Source organism: Gammaproteobacteria bacterium (assembly GCA_016705365.1).
Classification (GTDB): Bacteria; Pseudomonadota; Gammaproteobacteria; order Pseudomonadales; family UBA5518; genus UBA5518.
In genome coordinates this window covers 344,092-360,205 of the sequence record JADIYI010000009.1, presented here as the reverse complement: position 1 = coordinate 360,205, position 16,114 = coordinate 344,092, and the positions used below count along the sequence as shown (strand labels likewise).

Genomic DNA, 16,114 nt, shown 5'->3' with positions numbered 1-16,114 from the left:
ACCGCGCGGCGAGTGCGCGGACGCTACCCTCCGCTCGCATGCTGGTTTGCATGCGGCGCGGCGTTGGCCCGAACAGATACAGCTTTGGCCGCAGGCGCATTGCCGAGGACCTGATTGCGTAGCGCGGCTCGCGTATGTTCCCATAGATGGCGTGGCATACACCCACCGAAATTGCACAAGGGAGGAGGTTCAATGGATTCCGCACACATGCCGCTCGCGGGGCTGCGCATCATCGAGAGCTCGCTGCTTGGCGCGGCCGCGATCACCACCTCGCTGGCCGATCTGGGCGCTACCGTGATCAAGGTGGAGTCCCCCGAGGGTGATTACATCCGCGAGATGACCTGGCCGGTCATCGAGGGCGTCTCGCTGATGCACTACCACCTGAACCGCGGCAAGAAGAGCATCACGCTCGATCTGAAAACCGCGGCGGGCCGCGAGCTGTACCTGGAACTGGTGCGCGATGCCGACGTGGTGATCGAGGCGATGCGCCCCGGTGTGCTCGAGAAACTGGGCCTCGGCTACCAGAATCTGCGCGCGGCAAACCCCGCGATCGTGTTCTGTACCGTCTCGGGCTATGGCATGACCGGCCCCTACAAGGACATGCCCTCGCACGGCATTGCCTATGACACCTGGTCCGGGGCGGTGACACCGGCTTATGACGAGGAAGGCTTCTGCTACATTCCCGAGCATGTCTCGATCGGCATCAACGCCGCGCCGCTGTTTGGCGGGCTCGCGGTGCTGGCCGGCGTGCTGCGCGCGCGCGCGACCGGCAATGGCTGCATGATGGAGCTTGGTCAGAGCGATGCCGCCGCCTATTTCGACTGGTACCGCTGCGAAAGCCACCTGGCCTACGCGCGACCCGAGAGCGTCGTGACCGGCAACAAGGCCGACGCTTATGTGCGTCGACCCGTGGCGACCGCCGGCATGAAGGAAGGGGTGCGCTACCAGATCTACGAATCCAGTGATGGCCATGTGCTGTTCATGGCGTCCGAACAGGCGTTCTGGAAGAACTTCTGTGCCGGCGTGGAGCGCATGGACCTGTTCGAGAAGTGGCCGGGTGCGCGCTACGCCGACCATGCGCGCGGCAACCGGGACCTGCAGGCTGAATTGCGCACGATCTTCAAGACCCGCTCCTCGCGCGAGTGGATCGAGTTCAGCGCCCGCGTGAACACCCCGATCGCGCCGGTGAACACCCCGCAGAACATCGTGAACGATCCGCAGTTCGCGGCACGTTTCAGCCTGCTGCCGCATGAGACCCACGGCGCCGACATGCTGTCATTCCCGGTGCATTTCATCGATGAGCAACTCGCCGCACCCGGGCGTGCACCGACCGTGGGCGAGCATACCGATGAGGTGTTGCGCGACGTGCTGGGCTGCGACGAAGCGCGCGCCGCGGCAATCCGCGAGTCGGGGGCGCTGGGCAACGCGGCGAAATAGCGCTGTCCGGTTCTGATATCGATTTGGCCGATAAGGGGCTGTCGTTGCGCGTGTGCGCGACGACAGCCTCGCTAGAATCCGGATATGGCATGAAATTGATCCAGTCGAGGCGTCAACTATGGACTTCGAATTTTCCGCAGAAGAGCGTGAGTTCATCCGCCAGGTCGATGCGTTTCTGAAAGAGAACGAATCGCCCGATGTGATGGACCCGAGCCGCGAGAACATGGCGCAGGTGTGCGACACGCCGGAGCGCCGGGCCTTCATGAAGAAGGTATCCGAGCGCGGCTGGCTGGGGATCACCTGGCCGAAAGAGCATGGCGGGCAGGACGGCAGCGGTATCTACGAATACCTGCTCAATGAAAAGCTCTCCGCGGTCGGTGCACCGGGCATCGGCAAGGGCGTGGGCATCGTTGGCAAGACCCTGATCAATGTCGGCTCGGAAAAGCTCAAGAAGGAGTTCCTGCCCAAGATCCTCAACGCGGAGATCGAGTTCGCGGTCGGCTACTCCGAACCGGGCGCGGGTTCCGATGCCGCGGCGATGCGGTTGAAGGCCGAGCGCAAGGGCGATGGCTGGGTGCTGAACGGCCAGAAGATCTTCACCACCTCGGCGCATTTCGCCGACTGGTACTGGGTGGGCGCGCGCACCGACACCAGCCGCCCCAAGCACGACGGGATCACGTTGTTCCTGATACCCATGAATCACCCGGGTCTCACCGTGCACGCGATGTACACGATGGGCGGTGAGCGCACCAACGGCGTGTTTTTCGACAACGTCGACGTGCCGGACGAATACCGCGTGGGCGAACTGAACAAGGGATTCCAGTACATCGCCGAGGCGCTCGACGTCGAGCGTTTCACGCTGTTCACCTTCTCGCCGATTCGCGCGCGTGTACAACTGCTGTGTGATTATGTGAAAACCGCGACCCGCGACGGCAAGCCGCTGCGCGAGGACCCGGTGATCCGCCAGCGTGTTGCGCAGCTGGCCACGGAGTGCGAGGTCGGGCGGCTGCTCGGCGTGAAATTCATCACTGCGGCGATGCAGGGCGGCAAGACGCCGACCATCGAGGCCTCGTGCTACAAGCTCTATACCACCGAGTTGTCGCTGCGCGTCGCCAACGCCACGATGGACATCGTCGGGGCGGGCGCGCAACTCGCGCTCGGCACCGAGGATGCGCCGCTGCGCGGGCGCCCGGAGCGCTGCTACACCTACACCGTGATCGACACGATCGGTGGTGGCAGCTCCGAGGTGCAGAAGAACATCATCTCCCGGCGCCATCTCGGCCTGCCGAAGAACTTCTGAGCCGGAACGGCCGCGATGTCATTGCTGCAGGGATTCAAGGTGCTCGACCTGGCCAGCGTGGGCCCGGCCGCGCGTGCCTCGCGGATACTCGCGGACTACGGCATGGAAGTCATCAAGGTGGCACCGGTTGCGAGCAAGGGCGCGAAGCAGACCGAGCCGGTGTATCACGCCTATGGCGCGGGGCGCGGCACGAAGCGGATTCGCGTCGATCTCGAGTCTGCCGCGGGCAAGGAGGCGATCTACCGCCTGGCACGCAGCGTGGATGTGATGATCGAGAGTTTCCGGCCCGGCGTGGCGCAACGCATCGGGGTCGGTTACGAGCAGATCAAGGCGCACAATCCGCGCATTGTTTACTGCTCGACCAGCGGCTATGGGCAGGACGGTCCCTGCGCGCAATGGGCCGGGCACGACATCAACTACCTGGCGATGGGCGGTTTTCTCGCCTGCAGCGGTCGCGATGCGGCCGGTCGGCCGGCGATTCCCGGCGCCACGGTAGCCGACAGCGCCGGTGGCGGCATGCAGGCGGCCATGTCGATCATGGCGGCGCTGGTGCAGCTGCCGCGGCGCGGCGAGGGCTGCTACCTCGATGTCGCGATCACCGATGGCGTATTGAATCTGATGTCGCTCTATATTGACGAGTACCTCGCGACCGGGGTCGATACCGCGCCTGAATCCGCGCTGCTCACCGGCAAGTACGCCTGCTACGGAGTGTACGCGACGCGTGACGGCAAGGCGCTCGCAGTCGGTGCGATCGAGACGCGCTTCTTCGCCAACCTGTGTCGTCTGCTGGAACTGGATCAGTACGCCCCGCTGCAATACGACACCGCGCGTCAGCGCGAGATCAAGGCCGCCTTGAGCGAGGCCTTTCTGGGTCGCGATCGTGATGAGTGGACGGCACTGCTGGCGGGCGCAAACACCTGCGTGACGCCGGTGCTCGGCATTCCGGAGATCGTGGCGAACGAACATTTCCAGGCGCGCCGCACATTCATGGCGGCGCATCATCCGGAGCATGGTGAATTCCGCCAGCTCGCACCGGTGCTGGCGGGCAATGAACGCGAGTGCGCGGCGCACGAGGTGCGACCCGCGGGCCGCACTGACACCGATGCGGTATTTGGCGCGGCGGGATTCAGCGCCGCGGAAATTGCCGCGCTGCGCACCGCCGGCGTGGTGGAATAGGTGTGCGCGATGGATCATTCGAGGGGGGTCGGTGACGATGACTGAAGGCAGCCCGGAAATTCCCGCTATCGTCCAGGCGCTGATCGGCGTCGTGCAATACCCGGAGGAGTCGAGCTTCGCCATCGAGATGGGCTACGTATACAACACCTGTGCCGCCGTGCAGAACGGCAATCCGCTGTTCTGGGACGAAGGGGTGGCGCAGGAGATCACCCAGGGCTGGATCACGCCACCAACGATGATGTCGGTGTGGTTTCGCCCGCATTACTGGGCGCCGGGTGCGAGCGGCGAGCAGAAGGCGCTGCGCACGCATTTCGACCTGAAGGAACTGCTGGGCCTGCCGGAGGCCATCATCTCCGGCAATGAGGCGGTTTTCGGGGTCCCGGTGCGCCCGGGTGACCGGCTGCGCACACACCAGATCGTGCGTTCGATCAGCGAGATGAAAGACACCAAGGTCGGGCGTGGCCGATTCTGGGTGATCGACGTGGAGAGCTTCAACCAGGACGATGAGTTCGTGGGGCGCGAAACCTATACCTGTCTCGGCTACCGGAGATCAGCGTGATGAGCGCGACCACAATCGGCAGTCTCACCATGGAGCAGCTCCGCGAGGGCCAGGAACTGCCGCTGCTGAAGCATCCGGTCACCGCGACCACGGTCGTGCTCGGCGCGCTCGCGAGCCGCGACTGGCGACCGATGCACCATGACCGGGAATTCGCGATCAACCGCAACGGGGTCAAGGACATCTTCATCAACACGCCGAACAACGCGGCGTGGTTCGAACGCTATGTGACCGACTGGACGGGTCCGAAAGGGCGGCTCGGGCGGATGAAGTTCCGCATGAACCAACCGGTTTTTCCGGGTGATGAGATGGTGTTCTCGGGGCGGGTGAGCCGCATCGATGTGGATGAGGCCGGTTGCTGCTGGCTCGACCTGGATCTTGCGATCAGCGTCGAGGGCAAGGTCGCGACCTCGTGCCAGGCGCGGGTCGCGATACCCCGGGATGCCGCGGACAACCCGTGGCAACGCAAGAACGAGCACTGGAAGCCCTGAAAGTTTCACGATGAACGGTTGCAGATGAACCAGAGAGGATTCAGACGATGGATTTGAATTTCAGCGAAGAGCAGGTGCTTCTGCGCGACATGGTGCGCAATCTGTGCGAGGAGCACAGCACCACGCGCATCGTGCGTGATCTGGAGAACGATCCGATCGGCGTACCCGCCGCGTTGTGGGCGCAGATGAAGGAAACCGGTCTGCTCGGCATGATGCTGCCCGAAAGCTATGGCGGCATCGGATTGAACATGCTCGACCGGGCGGTGATCTTCGAGGAGCTCGGTCGTGCGCTGGCACCGGGGCCGTATTTCGTGAGCTCGGTGATGAGCGCACTCGCCATCGAAAAGGCCGGCAGCAGCGCGCAGAAGGAGGCCTTGTTGCGTCCGATCGGAAGCGGTGATCTCATCGTCACGCCGGCATGGCTGGAACCCGACAACGGCTTTGGTGCCGAGGGTGTGCAGTTGCGCGCACAGGGCACGGCGGATGGCTATCGCCTGAGCGGTGTGAAGCGACATGTGTTCCATGCCAAGGCCGCGCAGAAGCTGCTGGTGCTGGCGCGCACCGGTGATGCGCCAGAGGCGATCGACCTGCTGCTGGTCGATACCACCGCGCCCGGACTCAGGCTGGAGCAGCAGCTCTCGATGGCCTCTGACACCCAGTACCAGGTTCATTTCGACAATGTCGAGGTCCCCGCGGCAAACCGTCTGGGTGCGTCCGGGAGCGGGTGGAAAACCTGGGAGGCCTGCATGTACGAGGGCCTCATCCTGCTCGCGGCGCAGGCTGCAGGCGGCGCCGCCCGCGCGCTGGAGATCACGGTCGAGTACTCCAAGGGTCGGGTACAGTTCGACAAACCGATCGGCTCGTTCCAGTCGCTGGCGCACTACATGGCCGATGCGGTTGCGGTGCTCGAGGGAGCCAAGACCCTGGTCCTCGAAGCCGCCTGGGCCCAGACCCAGGGCAGGTCGATCGCACGCCTGTCACCGATGGCGAAGCTTTTTGCCTGCAACTCGTTCCGTGATGTCACGGCGACCTGCGAGCAGATTCACGGAGGCTATGGCTTCACGCTGGAATACGATATCCAGTTGTTCTTTCGCCGCGCCAAGCAGTTGCAGCTGAACTGGTGGGATTCGCGCTACCTCGAACAGCTGATCGCGGCCGAGGTGCTCGACGGCACCGGTCCCACGATCGAAGACCCCTTGTCGGCATAGCTGGTGGAGATGGCGTCTTGGGGAGTGCGCAACAGGAGCAGGCAGTGAAGAGGGCACGCGGGTGAGTGCCGGAGCACTGGCGGGAATCAAGGTCATCGATTTCGGACAGATGGTTTCTGCGCCATTCTGCGCCAGACTGTTCGCCGATTATGGCGCCGATGTGGTCAAGGTCGAGTTGCCTGGAGGTGACACGGCGCGCGCGGCAGGACCGTTTCCGGGTGATGTGAGCGACCCCGAGAAGAGCGGACTCTATTTCATCAACAATACCAACAAGCGTGGCATCACCTGTGATGTCGCCACCGAGGCGGGGCGTGCACTGTTCCTGCGCCTGCTGGCCTGGGCCGATCTGCTGATCGAGAATCACAGCCCGGCCCAGATGCGGGCCTGGGGGCTGGATTACGCCACGCTGGCCGCCACCAACCCCGATCTCGTGGTGGTGTCGATCACGCCCTTCGGTCAGACCGGACCTTACAGCGAGTGGAACGGGTACGACCTCAACGCCTATCACCTCACTGGCGCAAGCCATCGTTACTGCGGGCGCCCCGGCGAGATGCCGCTGGAACATGGCACGTTCGCGGCCGACTATTGCGGTGCGGTTGCCGCGGCGGCCTGGGGCCTGGCTGCGGTACTTGGTCGCCGCCAGGCCGGTGGTGGCCAGCATCTCGATGTATCCACGGCCGAGACGATTGCCGCGACTTTCGTCGGCGGGCAGAACATCGGCGGCTTTGCGCAGACGGGCAACTACGACACGCGCACCGGCGTCGGCATGCCGCAGGGCGCGCCGGCCACGATCATGCCCTGCATGGACGGTCATGTCTGGATGCTGGCGCTGGAGCCCGGGCAGTGGAACGGATTGCGGCGCGTCATGGGTAATCCGGAATGGGCGGATCTGGATCTGTTCCAGAGCATGTTCGAGCGCGCCCAGAATGCCGACCTGATCTATCCGTTCATCGAAGAATGGACGATGCAGCACGGCAAGATGGAGATCATGGAGAAATGCCAGGCGGCGGGTTGCCCGGTGACGGCGGTACTCACGGTCGCCGAAGCGGCGGAACAGCCCCATCTCGCGGCGCGCAACTACTTCGTCGACATCGAGCATGCAGCGCTCGGTCGTGTGCGCACTCTGGGGGCGCCGTTCAGGCTGCCCGAATCACCGGGCGGGCCGAAGACACCCGCGCCGCTGCTGGGTGAACACAATGCCGAGCTGGGCCGTGAACTCGCCGAGCTGCCGGATACGCCAATCGCGGCGCCGCACGGTGCGACGCAAGACCCGGGTCGTGCCCTGCCGTTGCAGGGGCTGCGGGTGATCAACTTCGGCTGGGTGTGGGCCGGGCCGGTCGCGGGCCAGACACTGGGCTTTCTTGGTGCCGAAGTGCTCAAGATCGAGTCGCGTGCGCGCATCGATATGACGCGTAACCTGCCACCTTTCGCCGAGGGTGTGCCAGGGCCTGACCGGAGCCTGTCGAACCACGCCTGCTGGGCCGGCAATGGCTCGGTATCGCTCAACCTCAAGCAACCGGAAGCGAAACGCCTCGCGCTCGAGCTGGTCGCAAAAGCCGATGTGGTGATCGAGAATTTCGGCCCCGGCGTGATGGAACAACTGGGTCTTGGCTACCAGGAGCTGCGCAAGGTCAAACAGGACCTGGTGATGCTCTCGATGCCGGCCGCGGGTCTCGATGGGCCACTGCGCGAGGTGCGCACCTATGGTCTCAGCGTGACCTCGACCACGGGGCTCGACAGCCTGGTCGGATACAAGGGCGGCGGGCCGATCCCGGTGGAGAATGCCTTCTCCGATCCTTTTGTCGGCATCTTCGGCTCGTTTGCGATCCTGACCGCGCTGCATCATCGTGATGCCAGCGGCCAGGGACAGCACATCGATTTCTCGCAGCAGGAAGCGATCATGCAAATGGTCGGTCCGGCCTATATCGATTATGCGCTGAACGGACGTGTGGGTGGCCCGAAGGGCAATGAGCATCCGCTGGCGGGGGCGGCGCCGCACGGCGTGTTCCGTTGCACCGGTGATGACCGCTGGATCAGCATTGCGGTGCCGGGCGAGGCGGAATGGCAGGGGTTGGTGCGCGCGATGGACAAGCCCGCGTGGGCGGCTTCCGAGCGCTTCGCAACGCGCGCGGCGCGGGTGGCGAACATCGATGAACTGCACCGCGAGCTTGCGGCATGGATCCTGGCCTTTGACAACCATGAATTGGCCACGACGCTGCAGGCTCACGGCGTCGCCGCGGCACCGGTATTGTGTATCGCAGACCTGCTGGCGGATCCGCATTACCGTGCGCGAAAGACTTTCGTGGAAGTCGTGCATCCCCTGGGCTTTAGCGAAACGATCTATGGCGCCTACGTGAAGACCAGCCGCACCGTGGCGGATATACGGCCTGGCCCCGCGATTGGACAGGACAACGAGCGCGTGTTCAGGGATATCCTCGGCATGCCGCAGGAACGCTACCGGCAACTCGTGGAAGATGGGGTGATCTACTAGCGATGCACCTGCAGGCGCGCAGTCCATGGGGACGGCGGGCAACAGTGATTCACTCGAGCAACACAAGGAAATGGAATCATGAAATTCGCATTGTCGGTACCTGGTCTGCTGAATTACCCACCCGCGATGGCACCCTGGGAGGCGCACGCGACCGGCAAGGACATCATCCGCTTCGCCAAGCGCGCTGATGCGCTGAGCTGGGACTGGCTCACCGTGCCGGAGCACCTGTTCATACCCGACGATATGGCCGAGGTGATGGGGCGACGTTTCCCCGAGGGCCTCACCGCCTGTGCGGTGCTGGCTGGTGCGACCGAGCGCATCCACCTGCTGACCTATGTGCTGGTCGTACCCTATCGCAACCCGGTGCTGCTGGCCAAACAGATCGCCACCCTGGAGTTCATTGCGGGCGGACGCTTCACCCTGGGTGCCGCGCCCGGACACCTGCAAGGCGAGTTCGAGGTGCTCGGGGTCCCGTTCAGGGAACGCGGCCTGATCACCGATGAGTATATCGATGCGATGATCGAGTGCTGGACCTCGGACTCACCCGCCTTCAAGGGCAAATACGTGAGTTTTCAGGACATCGTGATGGAGCCAAAGCCGGTGCAGAAGCCCTACCCGCCGATCTTTATCGGCGGCAACACCGAGGTTGCGATGAAGCGTGCGGTGCAGCGTGGGGATGGCTGGATGCCTTGGCTGATCACCACCGAACAGCTCGGCGGGTGCCTCGAATTCATCCGCCGGCAGCCCGCTTACGAGGAGAAGAAAGATCGATTCGAGATCGTGATAACAACCACGGAGTACAAGGTCGAGGACTACTCGCACGCGGAAAAAGGCACGACCGAGATCGTCACGGAGCGGGACAGGATTCTGCGCGAACTCGAGGACCTGCAGAAGGCGGGTACCACCGTTGCACAGGTCATGACGCCCCAGGTCGATACGGTCGATCAGTGTCTCGAGTGGATCGAATGGTACGACAGCGAAATCATTCCGAATTTCCGCTGAACAACTGCAGGAGGACAGACCATGCCCCGGGAAGAAAACATGCTGCTGTTTCGCATCGAGGACGGTGTGGGCATCATCACGCTCAACCGGCCGCACAAGCTCAACGCGATCAGCTGGGATCTGGCCGCCGAACTCGCGCAACTGCTTTATTCGCTGCGCGAGAATGACGCGGTGCGCGCGATCCTGCTCCACGGTGCGGGCCGGGCATTCTGCGCCGGCGGTGACCTCGAGTTCATCTCGGGCGACAGCGAGCGACCGATGCCCGGCACCTCGGATCCCTCTCGCCCGCTGCCACGCTCGCAGCGCAAGACGCCCGGCGGGCCCTTCATCGACGTGGTGCGCCAGCTGGTGGCGGTCGACAAGCCGGTGATAGCGGCAATCCATGGTGCCGCCGTCGGCGCGGGGCTGGGCTATGCGATGGCCTGCGACCGCCGCTTCGGCGACACCACGACGCGCATGTCGGCGATCTTCACCAATGTCGGTGTCTCGCCCGATTGCGGAGTGTCATGGTTTCTGCCGCGGCTGGTCGGATTCTCGAATGCCTTGATGATGGTCGAAACCGCGAAGATCCTGAACGCCGAGGAGAGCAAGGCGATCGGGCTGCTGGACGAACTGGTTCCCGAGGGCAAGGCGTTTGATGCGGCGTTCGATTACGCACGCCTGATTGCGCAGCGTGCCAGCGTGGCGGTGGACATGGCGCGCCGCCTGATCCATCGCTCGCAGGACTGCACCCTGGAAGAGATCCTCGATTACGAGGCCGTGGCCGGCACCATGGTGGCATCGGCCTTCGACGCGAAGGAGGGCACGACGGCCTTCCTGGAGAAACGCAAGCCCGTGTTCCGCGGGATCTGAGGGAGCCTTACAGCAGCTTGTCGGCGCGCAGCTTCTCGAACAGGAGCTGCGCGGCTTCAGCGGGCGTGCCTTCGATGAATTCGCAGTGCCCGTGTATTTCCGGGATGTACTGTTTCGCGAGGACGACGCGCGGGGTCAGTTCCGCGTCCGACAATCCCAGCGAGGCGACGGAGATATCCAGCGGTACCTTCTTGCGTGCCGCCATCTTGTCGCGTGCGCTGGGAAAGCGCGGCTCGCCGAGCTCGTTGCTGACGGTCACAACCGCCGGCAGTGCGCCCTCGATGATCTCGTCGCCGTCCGTGGTGACTCGCGTGACCCGCAAGCGGGCGCCGTCCACTAACTCGATGGCGCGCGCCAGCGAGGCGATCGGCAAGCCGAGCGCTTCGCCGATCAGCGCGGGCACCACGCCCTGGTCGTCATCGGAAGCCTGGCGTCCGCACAGCACCAGGTCCGCGCCGCCGCTCGAACGGATATAGGCGGCGAGGATGTTTGCCACGACGTGATGATCCAGCGTTTCGGCCTTGGCCTCGATCGCCACGATTTCGTCGGCACCCAGCGCGGCGCAGTGCTTGAGCGGGTCCTGCAGATCGCGGCCGATCGACACTGCCGTGATGCGGCACTCGCAACCCGCATCACGCAGGCGCAGCGCCGCCTCGAGGGCCTGTTCGTCGTAGGCATTGATCAGCCGCGGAATGGCCTGAACATCGAGCGTGCGGCCGTCGGCCGCGATCCTGAGATTGCCGGCAAGGGCGTAGTTGTTCACCGCGCTGGGATCCAGCACCTGCTTGATGCAAACCACGATGCGCATATTCCTGTCCTCCGTTACTTGCTCCGCGGAGCACTGTTCAGTCGTCTTCGAACGCGAGGCTGCCCGCGTCACACCACACGGCCTCGTGGGGGAAGTCCTTCGGCGCCTGGCTGAGTTGCGTCATCAGGTACCAGCGCCACGGGTAGATGCCGTAGTCGCGGTAATCGCCGGTCAGGGTACCGGCGAAAAACTGCCGGCCCGCGAAACGGGTGCCGGCAATCGCGGCACCGCCGTCGCATTCGGCCCGGATACCCGCGCGCGTCGGATCGAAGCCGGCGCGAAAGGGCTCGCCCGCTTGTGCCTCAACTTCCGTCATCGGCACCAAAGCGGTCGAACACATCGAGCGCTTCCTCGACCATGTCGGAGAGTATCTGGCGCGCCGGCTTCATTTCCGTCACGTAGTCGATGCCCTGGCCCGCTGCCTCGGTCATCAGGTCCTTGCGCTGGTAATCGTTGGCGCCGGTGATGTACTCGTTCGAGAGCAGCATCTGCAGCGGTGGCTTGAGCACCGCCGGGGCATCTTCACGGTCCCACTCGACGTGCCACGGACAGCGGATCGTGCGCATCGTGTAACCCGAGATGCAGTCCGAATACGAGGTGTCGTCGGCGTTCGACTCGATCAGCTTTTCCTTCATCGGCAGGTTCACGTCCGATTCGCGCGAGGCCAGCCACAGCGAGCCGGTCCAGACCCCGTCGGCGCCGAGCGCGAGCGCGGCCGCGAGGTGGCGGCCCGTGGTGACACCACCGGCGGCGAGTATCGGCACGCCGGCGGCGCGCGCGGCATCCACCACCTGCGGCACGATCGAGAAGGTGCCGATATTGCCGGTGTGTCCGGCGGCATCGTAGCCTTGGGCGATGATCACGTCGGTGCCGGCAGCAATCTGCTTCTTCGCCTGGCGTGGCTTGCCGACCAGGCCCCAGACCTGGATGCCGAGCTGGTGTGCCCGCTTGAGCATGAATTCCGGCGAACCGAGCCCCGAGGCAATTACCGGTACCTTTTCGTCGAACAGCACCTCCAACTGGGCCAGGCCGCGCTGTTGGTCAAGCCCGCCCCAGGTCGAAATCTCGAGTTGTTCCTTCGGCTTGGGAACCGAGTATTTCTTCATGATCATGTCGGTGTATTCGCGCTGTTCGCGCGGAATCATCGCGTACAGTTCCTCGAGTGTCTTTTCCTCGGGAACCGAGGCCGGCAGCACCAGGTCGATGCCAAACGGCTTGCCGTTGACCCGATCGCGGATCCAGCGAATATCGCCCACGATATGCTCCGGCGTATGCATGGCTTCGCCGAGCACCGCGAAACCGCCCGCGTTGATGACGGCGACCGCGACGTCCTTGCAGTGCGTGAACGCGACGACTGGATACTCGATGCCCAGCCGCTCGCAGAGTTTGGTGTGCAGGGGATTGCGCATGACACTGTTCCCGTATGAGGTGTTGAATATTGTCGAGGCCCTAATTTAAGCACTCGCTTGCCCAATTGAAACGGCCACCGGCGCCGCAACGCGCGCTTGACCGGATATGAGATCCGAACGGCCTGATTTGATGCCTGCCCGATGGCGCCGCTACTGCGGCGTCCCGACGACCTTGTCGCCGGGTTTCCAGGGTTGCCCGAGCCGCTGTTCGATGTAGTCCCTGATCAGGCGGCGCACGACCTGCGAGGGAGTCTGATCCTCGCGTGCGCAGAGCTGCTCGAACACGGCCTTCTTGTCCGGGTCAATGAGAAGAGTCAACCGTGATGTGCGTTTTTCAATACTCATTTAATGTTAATCATATTTACATTGACGACACCTAGAATGAGTATAGGATTAACATAAGTCAAGTTCAACCATGCAGGTTCTTGCGCGTGCTTTCTTTCCCGGACCCACTGACGCTTGCGCTCGCCGCGCTGCTCGGCTGGGGTCTGATTGGCCTGCTCGGCCTGCTGCGTCCCGCCAGCCTGGTGTATGTGGGCCGGGTCCTGTTTCCGCTGGGTGCGCTCTGCGCGCTGCTTCTGGCGCTCGCCGCGCTAGCCGCGCTGCCCGCCGAACCGCGCCATATGATATTGCCGCTTGGCCTGCCCGGGCTCCCGTTCAGCCTGCGCCTGGACCCGCTGTCGGCATTCTTCCTGTTCCTGCTCGGCGGTACCGCGGCCGGCGTTTCGGCGTTTTCGGCCGGCTACTTCCGCGCCGGCGACGGGGCCTCGCCGGGGCTGCTGTGCCTGCAGTACCACGCGTTCCTCGCCAGCATGGCGCTGGTGATGCTCGCCGACGATGCCTACTCGTTCATGGTCAGCTGGGAAACCATGGCCCTCGCGTCATTCTTCCTGGTCACTACCCAGCACCGCATTCCCGAGATACGCAGTGCCGGCTTCCTGTACCTGCTGCTGGCGCATCTGGGCGCGATTTCCCTGCTGCTGTGCTTCGGTGTGCTGCAGGGCGGTTCGTGGCAATTCAGCTTCGATGCGATGCGTGCCGCCCACCTCGACCCGACCTGGTCCAGCGTGGCCTTCCTGCTGGCCATGCTCGGCTTCGGCGCCAAGGCCGGGCTGGTACCGCTGCACGTGTGGCTGCCCGAGGCGCACCCCGCCGCGCCTTCGCCGGTCTCCGCCCTGATGAGTGGGGTGATGCTGAAAACCGCGATCTACGGAATCCTGCGCGTCAGTTTTGACCTGTTGCCCGTGCAGCAATGGTGGTGGGGAGCACTCGCCCTCGCGCTCGGCCTGTTCAGCGCGCTGTTCGGCGTGGTGTTTGCCGCCGTGCAGACCGACATGAAGCGCCTGCTCGCCTACTCCTCCATCGAGAACATCGGCATCGTGTTCGCCGGTTTCGGGCTGGCATTGATGTTCCACGCATTCGGGATGTCCGCGCTGGCGGCACTCGCGCTCGCGGCCACCCTGTATCACTGCCTCAATCACGCCTTCTTCAAGAGTCTGCTGTTCCTGGCTACCGGCTCGGTACTGCATGCCACGCATGAGCGCAGTCTCGGCAAGCTCGGTGGTCTGATGCGCCGCATGCCCTGGGTTGCGTGGCTGGCGCTGATCGGCACGCTGGCGATTGCCGGTCTGCCACCGCTCAACGGTTTCGTGTCGGAGTGGCTGCTGCTGCAGTCCTTCCTGTTCACGCCCGAGATCCCGCAACCCTTCGCCAACATGCTGGTGCCGCTCGGTGCCGCGGTGCTGGCGCTCACCGCGGCGCTTGCCGCGTACGTGATGGTCAAGTTCTACGGCGTCATCTTCCTCGGCCGGATGCGTGAGCCGGCACTCGACGAGGCCCGCGATTGCGGGCGACTCGAGCGGATCGGGCTGGCGTGGCTCGCGCTCGGTTGTGTTGTGCTCGGCCTGGTTCCCTCTGTTGTGCTGGGATACCTCGATCAGGTGATCGGCAGCGTGCTGGGCAATTCACCGGCGCTGCGCGAAGGGAGCATCTGGCTGCTGGTGCCCCTGTCGGAGCATCGCGCGAGCTACAGCCCGATCGTGTTCCTGCTGGGCAGCGCACTGGTGCTCGCGCTCACCGCGCTGGTCGCCAAGCGCGCCTATCACGGGCGCGTGCGCCGCGCGCCCGCCTGGGACTGCGGCTTTGCCGGGCAGACACCACGCATGCAGGACACCGCCGAGGGCTTTGGCCAGCCGATCCGCCATATCTTCGGGCCGTTTTTCCGCATGCGCCGGGAACTGCCCACACCCTTCGATACCGACCCGGTCTATCGCGTTCAGGTCGAGGACCGCATCTGGAGCGCGTTCTATCTTCCCGTGGCCAACGCCGTACTCGCCGTGGCGGGATGGGTCGGGCATCTGCAGCGCGGACGCATCTCGGCGTACCTGCTGTACAGCTTCGTGACCCTGCTGACCCTGCTGGTGATCGTGCTGTGAACATCGAGGGCCTGTTCGTCCAGCTGCTCGAGGTGGTGGTGGCGGTGCTGCTCGCGCCGCTGTTCGTCGGCTGGATCAACTGCTGTCGCGCGTGGCTGCAGAACCGCCGCGCGGCACCGCTCACCCAGCCCTACCGCATGTTGCGCAAACTGGTGCGCAAGGACGCGGTGCTCGCGCACAATGCCAGTTCGCTGTTTCGCATCACGCCCTACGTCGTGTTCGGCACGATGGTCACGGCGGTCGCCATCATTCCCTCGCTCGGCACCCGGATGCCGTTTGCGCGTGCCGCCGATGCGATCGCGCTGGTCGGTCTGTTCGCCACCGCCCGCGTGTTCATCTCGCTGGCCGCAATGGATATCGGCACCGCGTTCGGCACGCTCGGGGCGCGGCGTGAAATGATGATCGGCTTTCTCGCCGAACCGGCCCTGCTGATGGTGCTTTTCACCGCTTCGCTGATCGCGGGCAGCACCGCTTTGCCGGTCATCGTCGAGACGCTGACGGGGCGTTCGCTCGCGATCCACCCGAGCCTCGCATTTGCCGCGATCGCATTCCTGATGGTGCTGCTCGCCGAGAATGCCCGGATCCCGGTCGACAACCCGGCCACCCATCTCGAACTCACCATGATCCACGAGGCTCTGGTGCTGGAGTACTCCGCGCGTCACCTCGCGCTGATCGAATGGGCCGCGGCGCTGAAGCTGTTCAATTACGCCTGTGTCGGCTTCGCGCTGTTCCTGCCCTGGGGCGTGGCCCGCGCCGGCGACCCCTGGACCGCACTGCCTGTCGCACTGGTGTTTCTCATGGCAAAGCTGACCGTTGCCGGTGCGTTCCTCGCGCTGATCGAGACGCTGAGCGCCAAGATCCGCATCTTCCGTGCCCCCGAATTTCTCGTGATGGCCTTCCTGCTGGCCGTGCTCGGCGTGCTCGTGCGCCTGTTGCTGCGGAGCTGAGC

15 protein-coding genes are annotated in these 16,114 nt (G+C 64.4%); 11 read left to right on the top strand and 4 right to left on the bottom strand.

What is annotated here, in order from left to right:
- Positions 1–192 precede the first annotated feature (192 nt).
- The 9 genes from IPF49_19775 to IPF49_19735 all read left to right on the top strand — a co-directional run bounded on the left by IPF49_19775 (position 193) and on the right by IPF49_19735 (position 10,513).
- On the top strand, positions 193–1,437 hold the full coding sequence (locus tag IPF49_19775; GenBank protein ID MBK6289828.1) for a CoA transferase: 1,245 nt from the start codon (positions 193–195) through the stop codon (positions 1,435–1,437).
- A 118-nt stretch (positions 1,438–1,555) separates the two neighbouring features.
- Positions 1,556–2,737, top strand: coding sequence for an acyl-CoA dehydrogenase family protein (locus tag IPF49_19770; protein ID MBK6289827.1), 1,182 nt, complete (start codon positions 1,556–1,558; stop codon positions 2,735–2,737).
- Between the two features lie 15 nt (positions 2,738–2,752).
- Positions 2,753–3,913: a CoA transferase gene (locus IPF49_19765; GenBank protein MBK6289826.1), complete on the top strand. Its 1,161-nt coding sequence runs from the start codon at positions 2,753–2,755 to the stop codon at positions 3,911–3,913.
- A gap of 37 nt (positions 3,914–3,950) precedes the next feature.
- Entirely contained in the window at positions 3,951–4,472 is a 522-nt protein-coding gene (locus IPF49_19760) for a MaoC family dehydratase N-terminal domain-containing protein (protein ID MBK6289825.1), read from the top strand.
- Positions 4,472–4,960 (top strand): hypothetical protein, encoded by a 489-nt coding sequence (locus IPF49_19755; protein ID MBK6289824.1) that lies wholly within the window; start codon positions 4,472–4,474, stop codon positions 4,958–4,960. Before IPF49_19760 ends, IPF49_19755 begins: the two co-directional genes overlap by 1 nt.
- Positions 4,961–5,007: 47 nt before the next feature.
- Complete coding sequence (locus IPF49_19750) at positions 5,008–6,168, top strand: acyl-CoA/acyl-ACP dehydrogenase (protein ID MBK6289823.1); 1,161 nt, start codon at positions 5,008–5,010, stop codon at positions 6,166–6,168.
- Between the two features lie 61 nt (positions 6,169–6,229).
- Positions 6,230–8,659 (top strand): CoA transferase, encoded by a 2,430-nt coding sequence (locus IPF49_19745; protein MBK6289822.1) that lies wholly within the window; start codon positions 6,230–6,232, stop codon positions 8,657–8,659.
- A gap of 78 nt (positions 8,660–8,737) precedes the next feature.
- Positions 8,738–9,661 carry a TIGR03619 family F420-dependent LLM class oxidoreductase gene (locus IPF49_19740; GenBank protein MBK6289821.1) on the top strand — a complete coding sequence of 308 codons (924 nt, stop codon included), beginning with the start codon at positions 8,738–8,740 and terminating at the stop codon, positions 9,659–9,661.
- A gap of 21 nt (positions 9,662–9,682) precedes the next feature.
- The gene (locus tag IPF49_19735) at positions 9,683–10,513 is read left to right on the top strand and encodes an enoyl-CoA hydratase/isomerase family protein (protein MBK6289820.1); all 831 of its coding nucleotides are present in this window, start codon (positions 9,683–9,685) and stop codon (positions 10,511–10,513) included.
- Between the two features lie 7 nt (positions 10,514–10,520).
- On the opposite strand, the gene IPF49_19730 is transcribed toward IPF49_19735, so the two are convergent.
- The 4 genes from IPF49_19730 to IPF49_19715 form a co-directional block, all read right to left on the bottom strand.
- Positions 10,521–11,321 carry an electron transfer flavoprotein subunit beta/FixA family protein gene (locus IPF49_19730; protein MBK6289819.1) on the bottom strand — a complete coding sequence of 267 codons (801 nt, stop codon included), beginning with the start codon at positions 11,319–11,321 and terminating at the stop codon, positions 10,521–10,523.
- A 37-nt stretch (positions 11,322–11,358) separates the two neighbouring features.
- Positions 11,359–11,661, bottom strand: a complete 303-nt coding sequence (locus IPF49_19725) for a hypothetical protein (protein ID MBK6289818.1) — start codon at positions 11,659–11,661, stop codon at positions 11,359–11,361.
- Entirely contained in the window at positions 11,624–12,730 is a 1,107-nt protein-coding gene (locus tag IPF49_19720) for a nitronate monooxygenase (protein MBK6289817.1), read from the bottom strand. Before IPF49_19720 ends, IPF49_19725 begins: the two co-directional genes overlap by 38 nt.
- Before the next feature lie 150 nt (positions 12,731–12,880).
- Positions 12,881–13,075 carry a CopG family transcriptional regulator gene (locus tag IPF49_19715; GenBank protein MBK6289816.1) on the bottom strand — a complete coding sequence of 65 codons (195 nt, stop codon included), beginning with the start codon at positions 13,073–13,075 and terminating at the stop codon, positions 12,881–12,883.
- Between the two features lie 107 nt (positions 13,076–13,182).
- Here IPF49_19715 and hyfB point away from each other — a divergent pair, with 107 nt between their 5' ends.
- Both hyfB and IPF49_19705 read left to right on the top strand, forming a co-directional pair.
- Positions 13,183–15,165, top strand: coding sequence for a hydrogenase 4 subunit B (gene hyfB / locus IPF49_19710; protein MBK6289815.1), 1,983 nt, complete (start codon positions 13,183–13,185; stop codon positions 15,163–15,165).
- On the top strand, positions 15,075–16,112 hold the full coding sequence (locus tag IPF49_19705) for an NADH-quinone oxidoreductase subunit H (protein MBK6289814.1): 1,038 nt from the start codon (positions 15,075–15,077) through the stop codon (positions 16,110–16,112). Before hyfB ends, IPF49_19705 begins: the two co-directional genes overlap by 91 nt.
- Positions 16,113–16,114 lie beyond the last annotated feature (2 nt).

Excerpts from the sequence above, each read along its gene's own strand:
- IPF49_19775 (MBK6289828.1), top strand. The coding sequence starts at position 193 with ATGGATTCCGCACACATGCCGCTCGCGGGGCTGCGCATCATCGAGAGC.
- IPF49_19770 (MBK6289827.1), top strand. The coding sequence starts at position 1,556 with ATGGACTTCGAATTTTCCGCAGAAGAGCGTGAGTTCATCCGCCAGGTC.
- IPF49_19765 (MBK6289826.1), top strand. The coding sequence starts at position 2,753 with ATGTCATTGCTGCAGGGATTCAAGGTGCTCGACCTGGCCAGCGTGGGC.
- IPF49_19760 (MBK6289825.1), top strand. The coding sequence starts at position 3,951 with ATGACTGAAGGCAGCCCGGAAATTCCCGCTATCGTCCAGGCGCTGATC.
- IPF49_19755 (MBK6289824.1), top strand. The coding sequence starts at position 4,472 with ATGAGCGCGACCACAATCGGCAGTCTCACCATGGAGCAGCTCCGCGAG.
- IPF49_19750 (MBK6289823.1), top strand. The coding sequence starts at position 5,008 with ATGGATTTGAATTTCAGCGAAGAGCAGGTGCTTCTGCGCGACATGGTG.
- IPF49_19740 (MBK6289821.1), top strand. The coding sequence starts at position 8,738 with ATGAAATTCGCATTGTCGGTACCTGGTCTGCTGAATTACCCACCCGCG.
- IPF49_19735 (MBK6289820.1), top strand. The coding sequence starts at position 9,683 with ATGCCCCGGGAAGAAAACATGCTGCTGTTTCGCATCGAGGACGGTGTG.
- IPF49_19730 (MBK6289819.1), bottom strand. The coding sequence starts at position 11,321 with ATGCGCATCGTGGTTTGCATCAAGCAGGTGCTGGATCCCAGCGCGGTG.
- IPF49_19725 (MBK6289818.1), bottom strand. The coding sequence starts at position 11,661 with ATGTGTTCGACCGCTTTGGTGCCGATGACGGAAGTTGAGGCACAAGCG.
- IPF49_19720 (MBK6289817.1), bottom strand. The coding sequence starts at position 12,730 with ATGCGCAATCCCCTGCACACCAAACTCTGCGAGCGGCTGGGCATCGAG.
- IPF49_19715 (MBK6289816.1), bottom strand. The coding sequence starts at position 13,075 with ATGAGTATTGAAAAACGCACATCACGGTTGACTCTTCTCATTGACCCG.
- IPF49_19705 (MBK6289814.1), top strand. The coding sequence starts at position 15,075 with ATGGGTCGGGCATCTGCAGCGCGGACGCATCTCGGCGTACCTGCTGTA.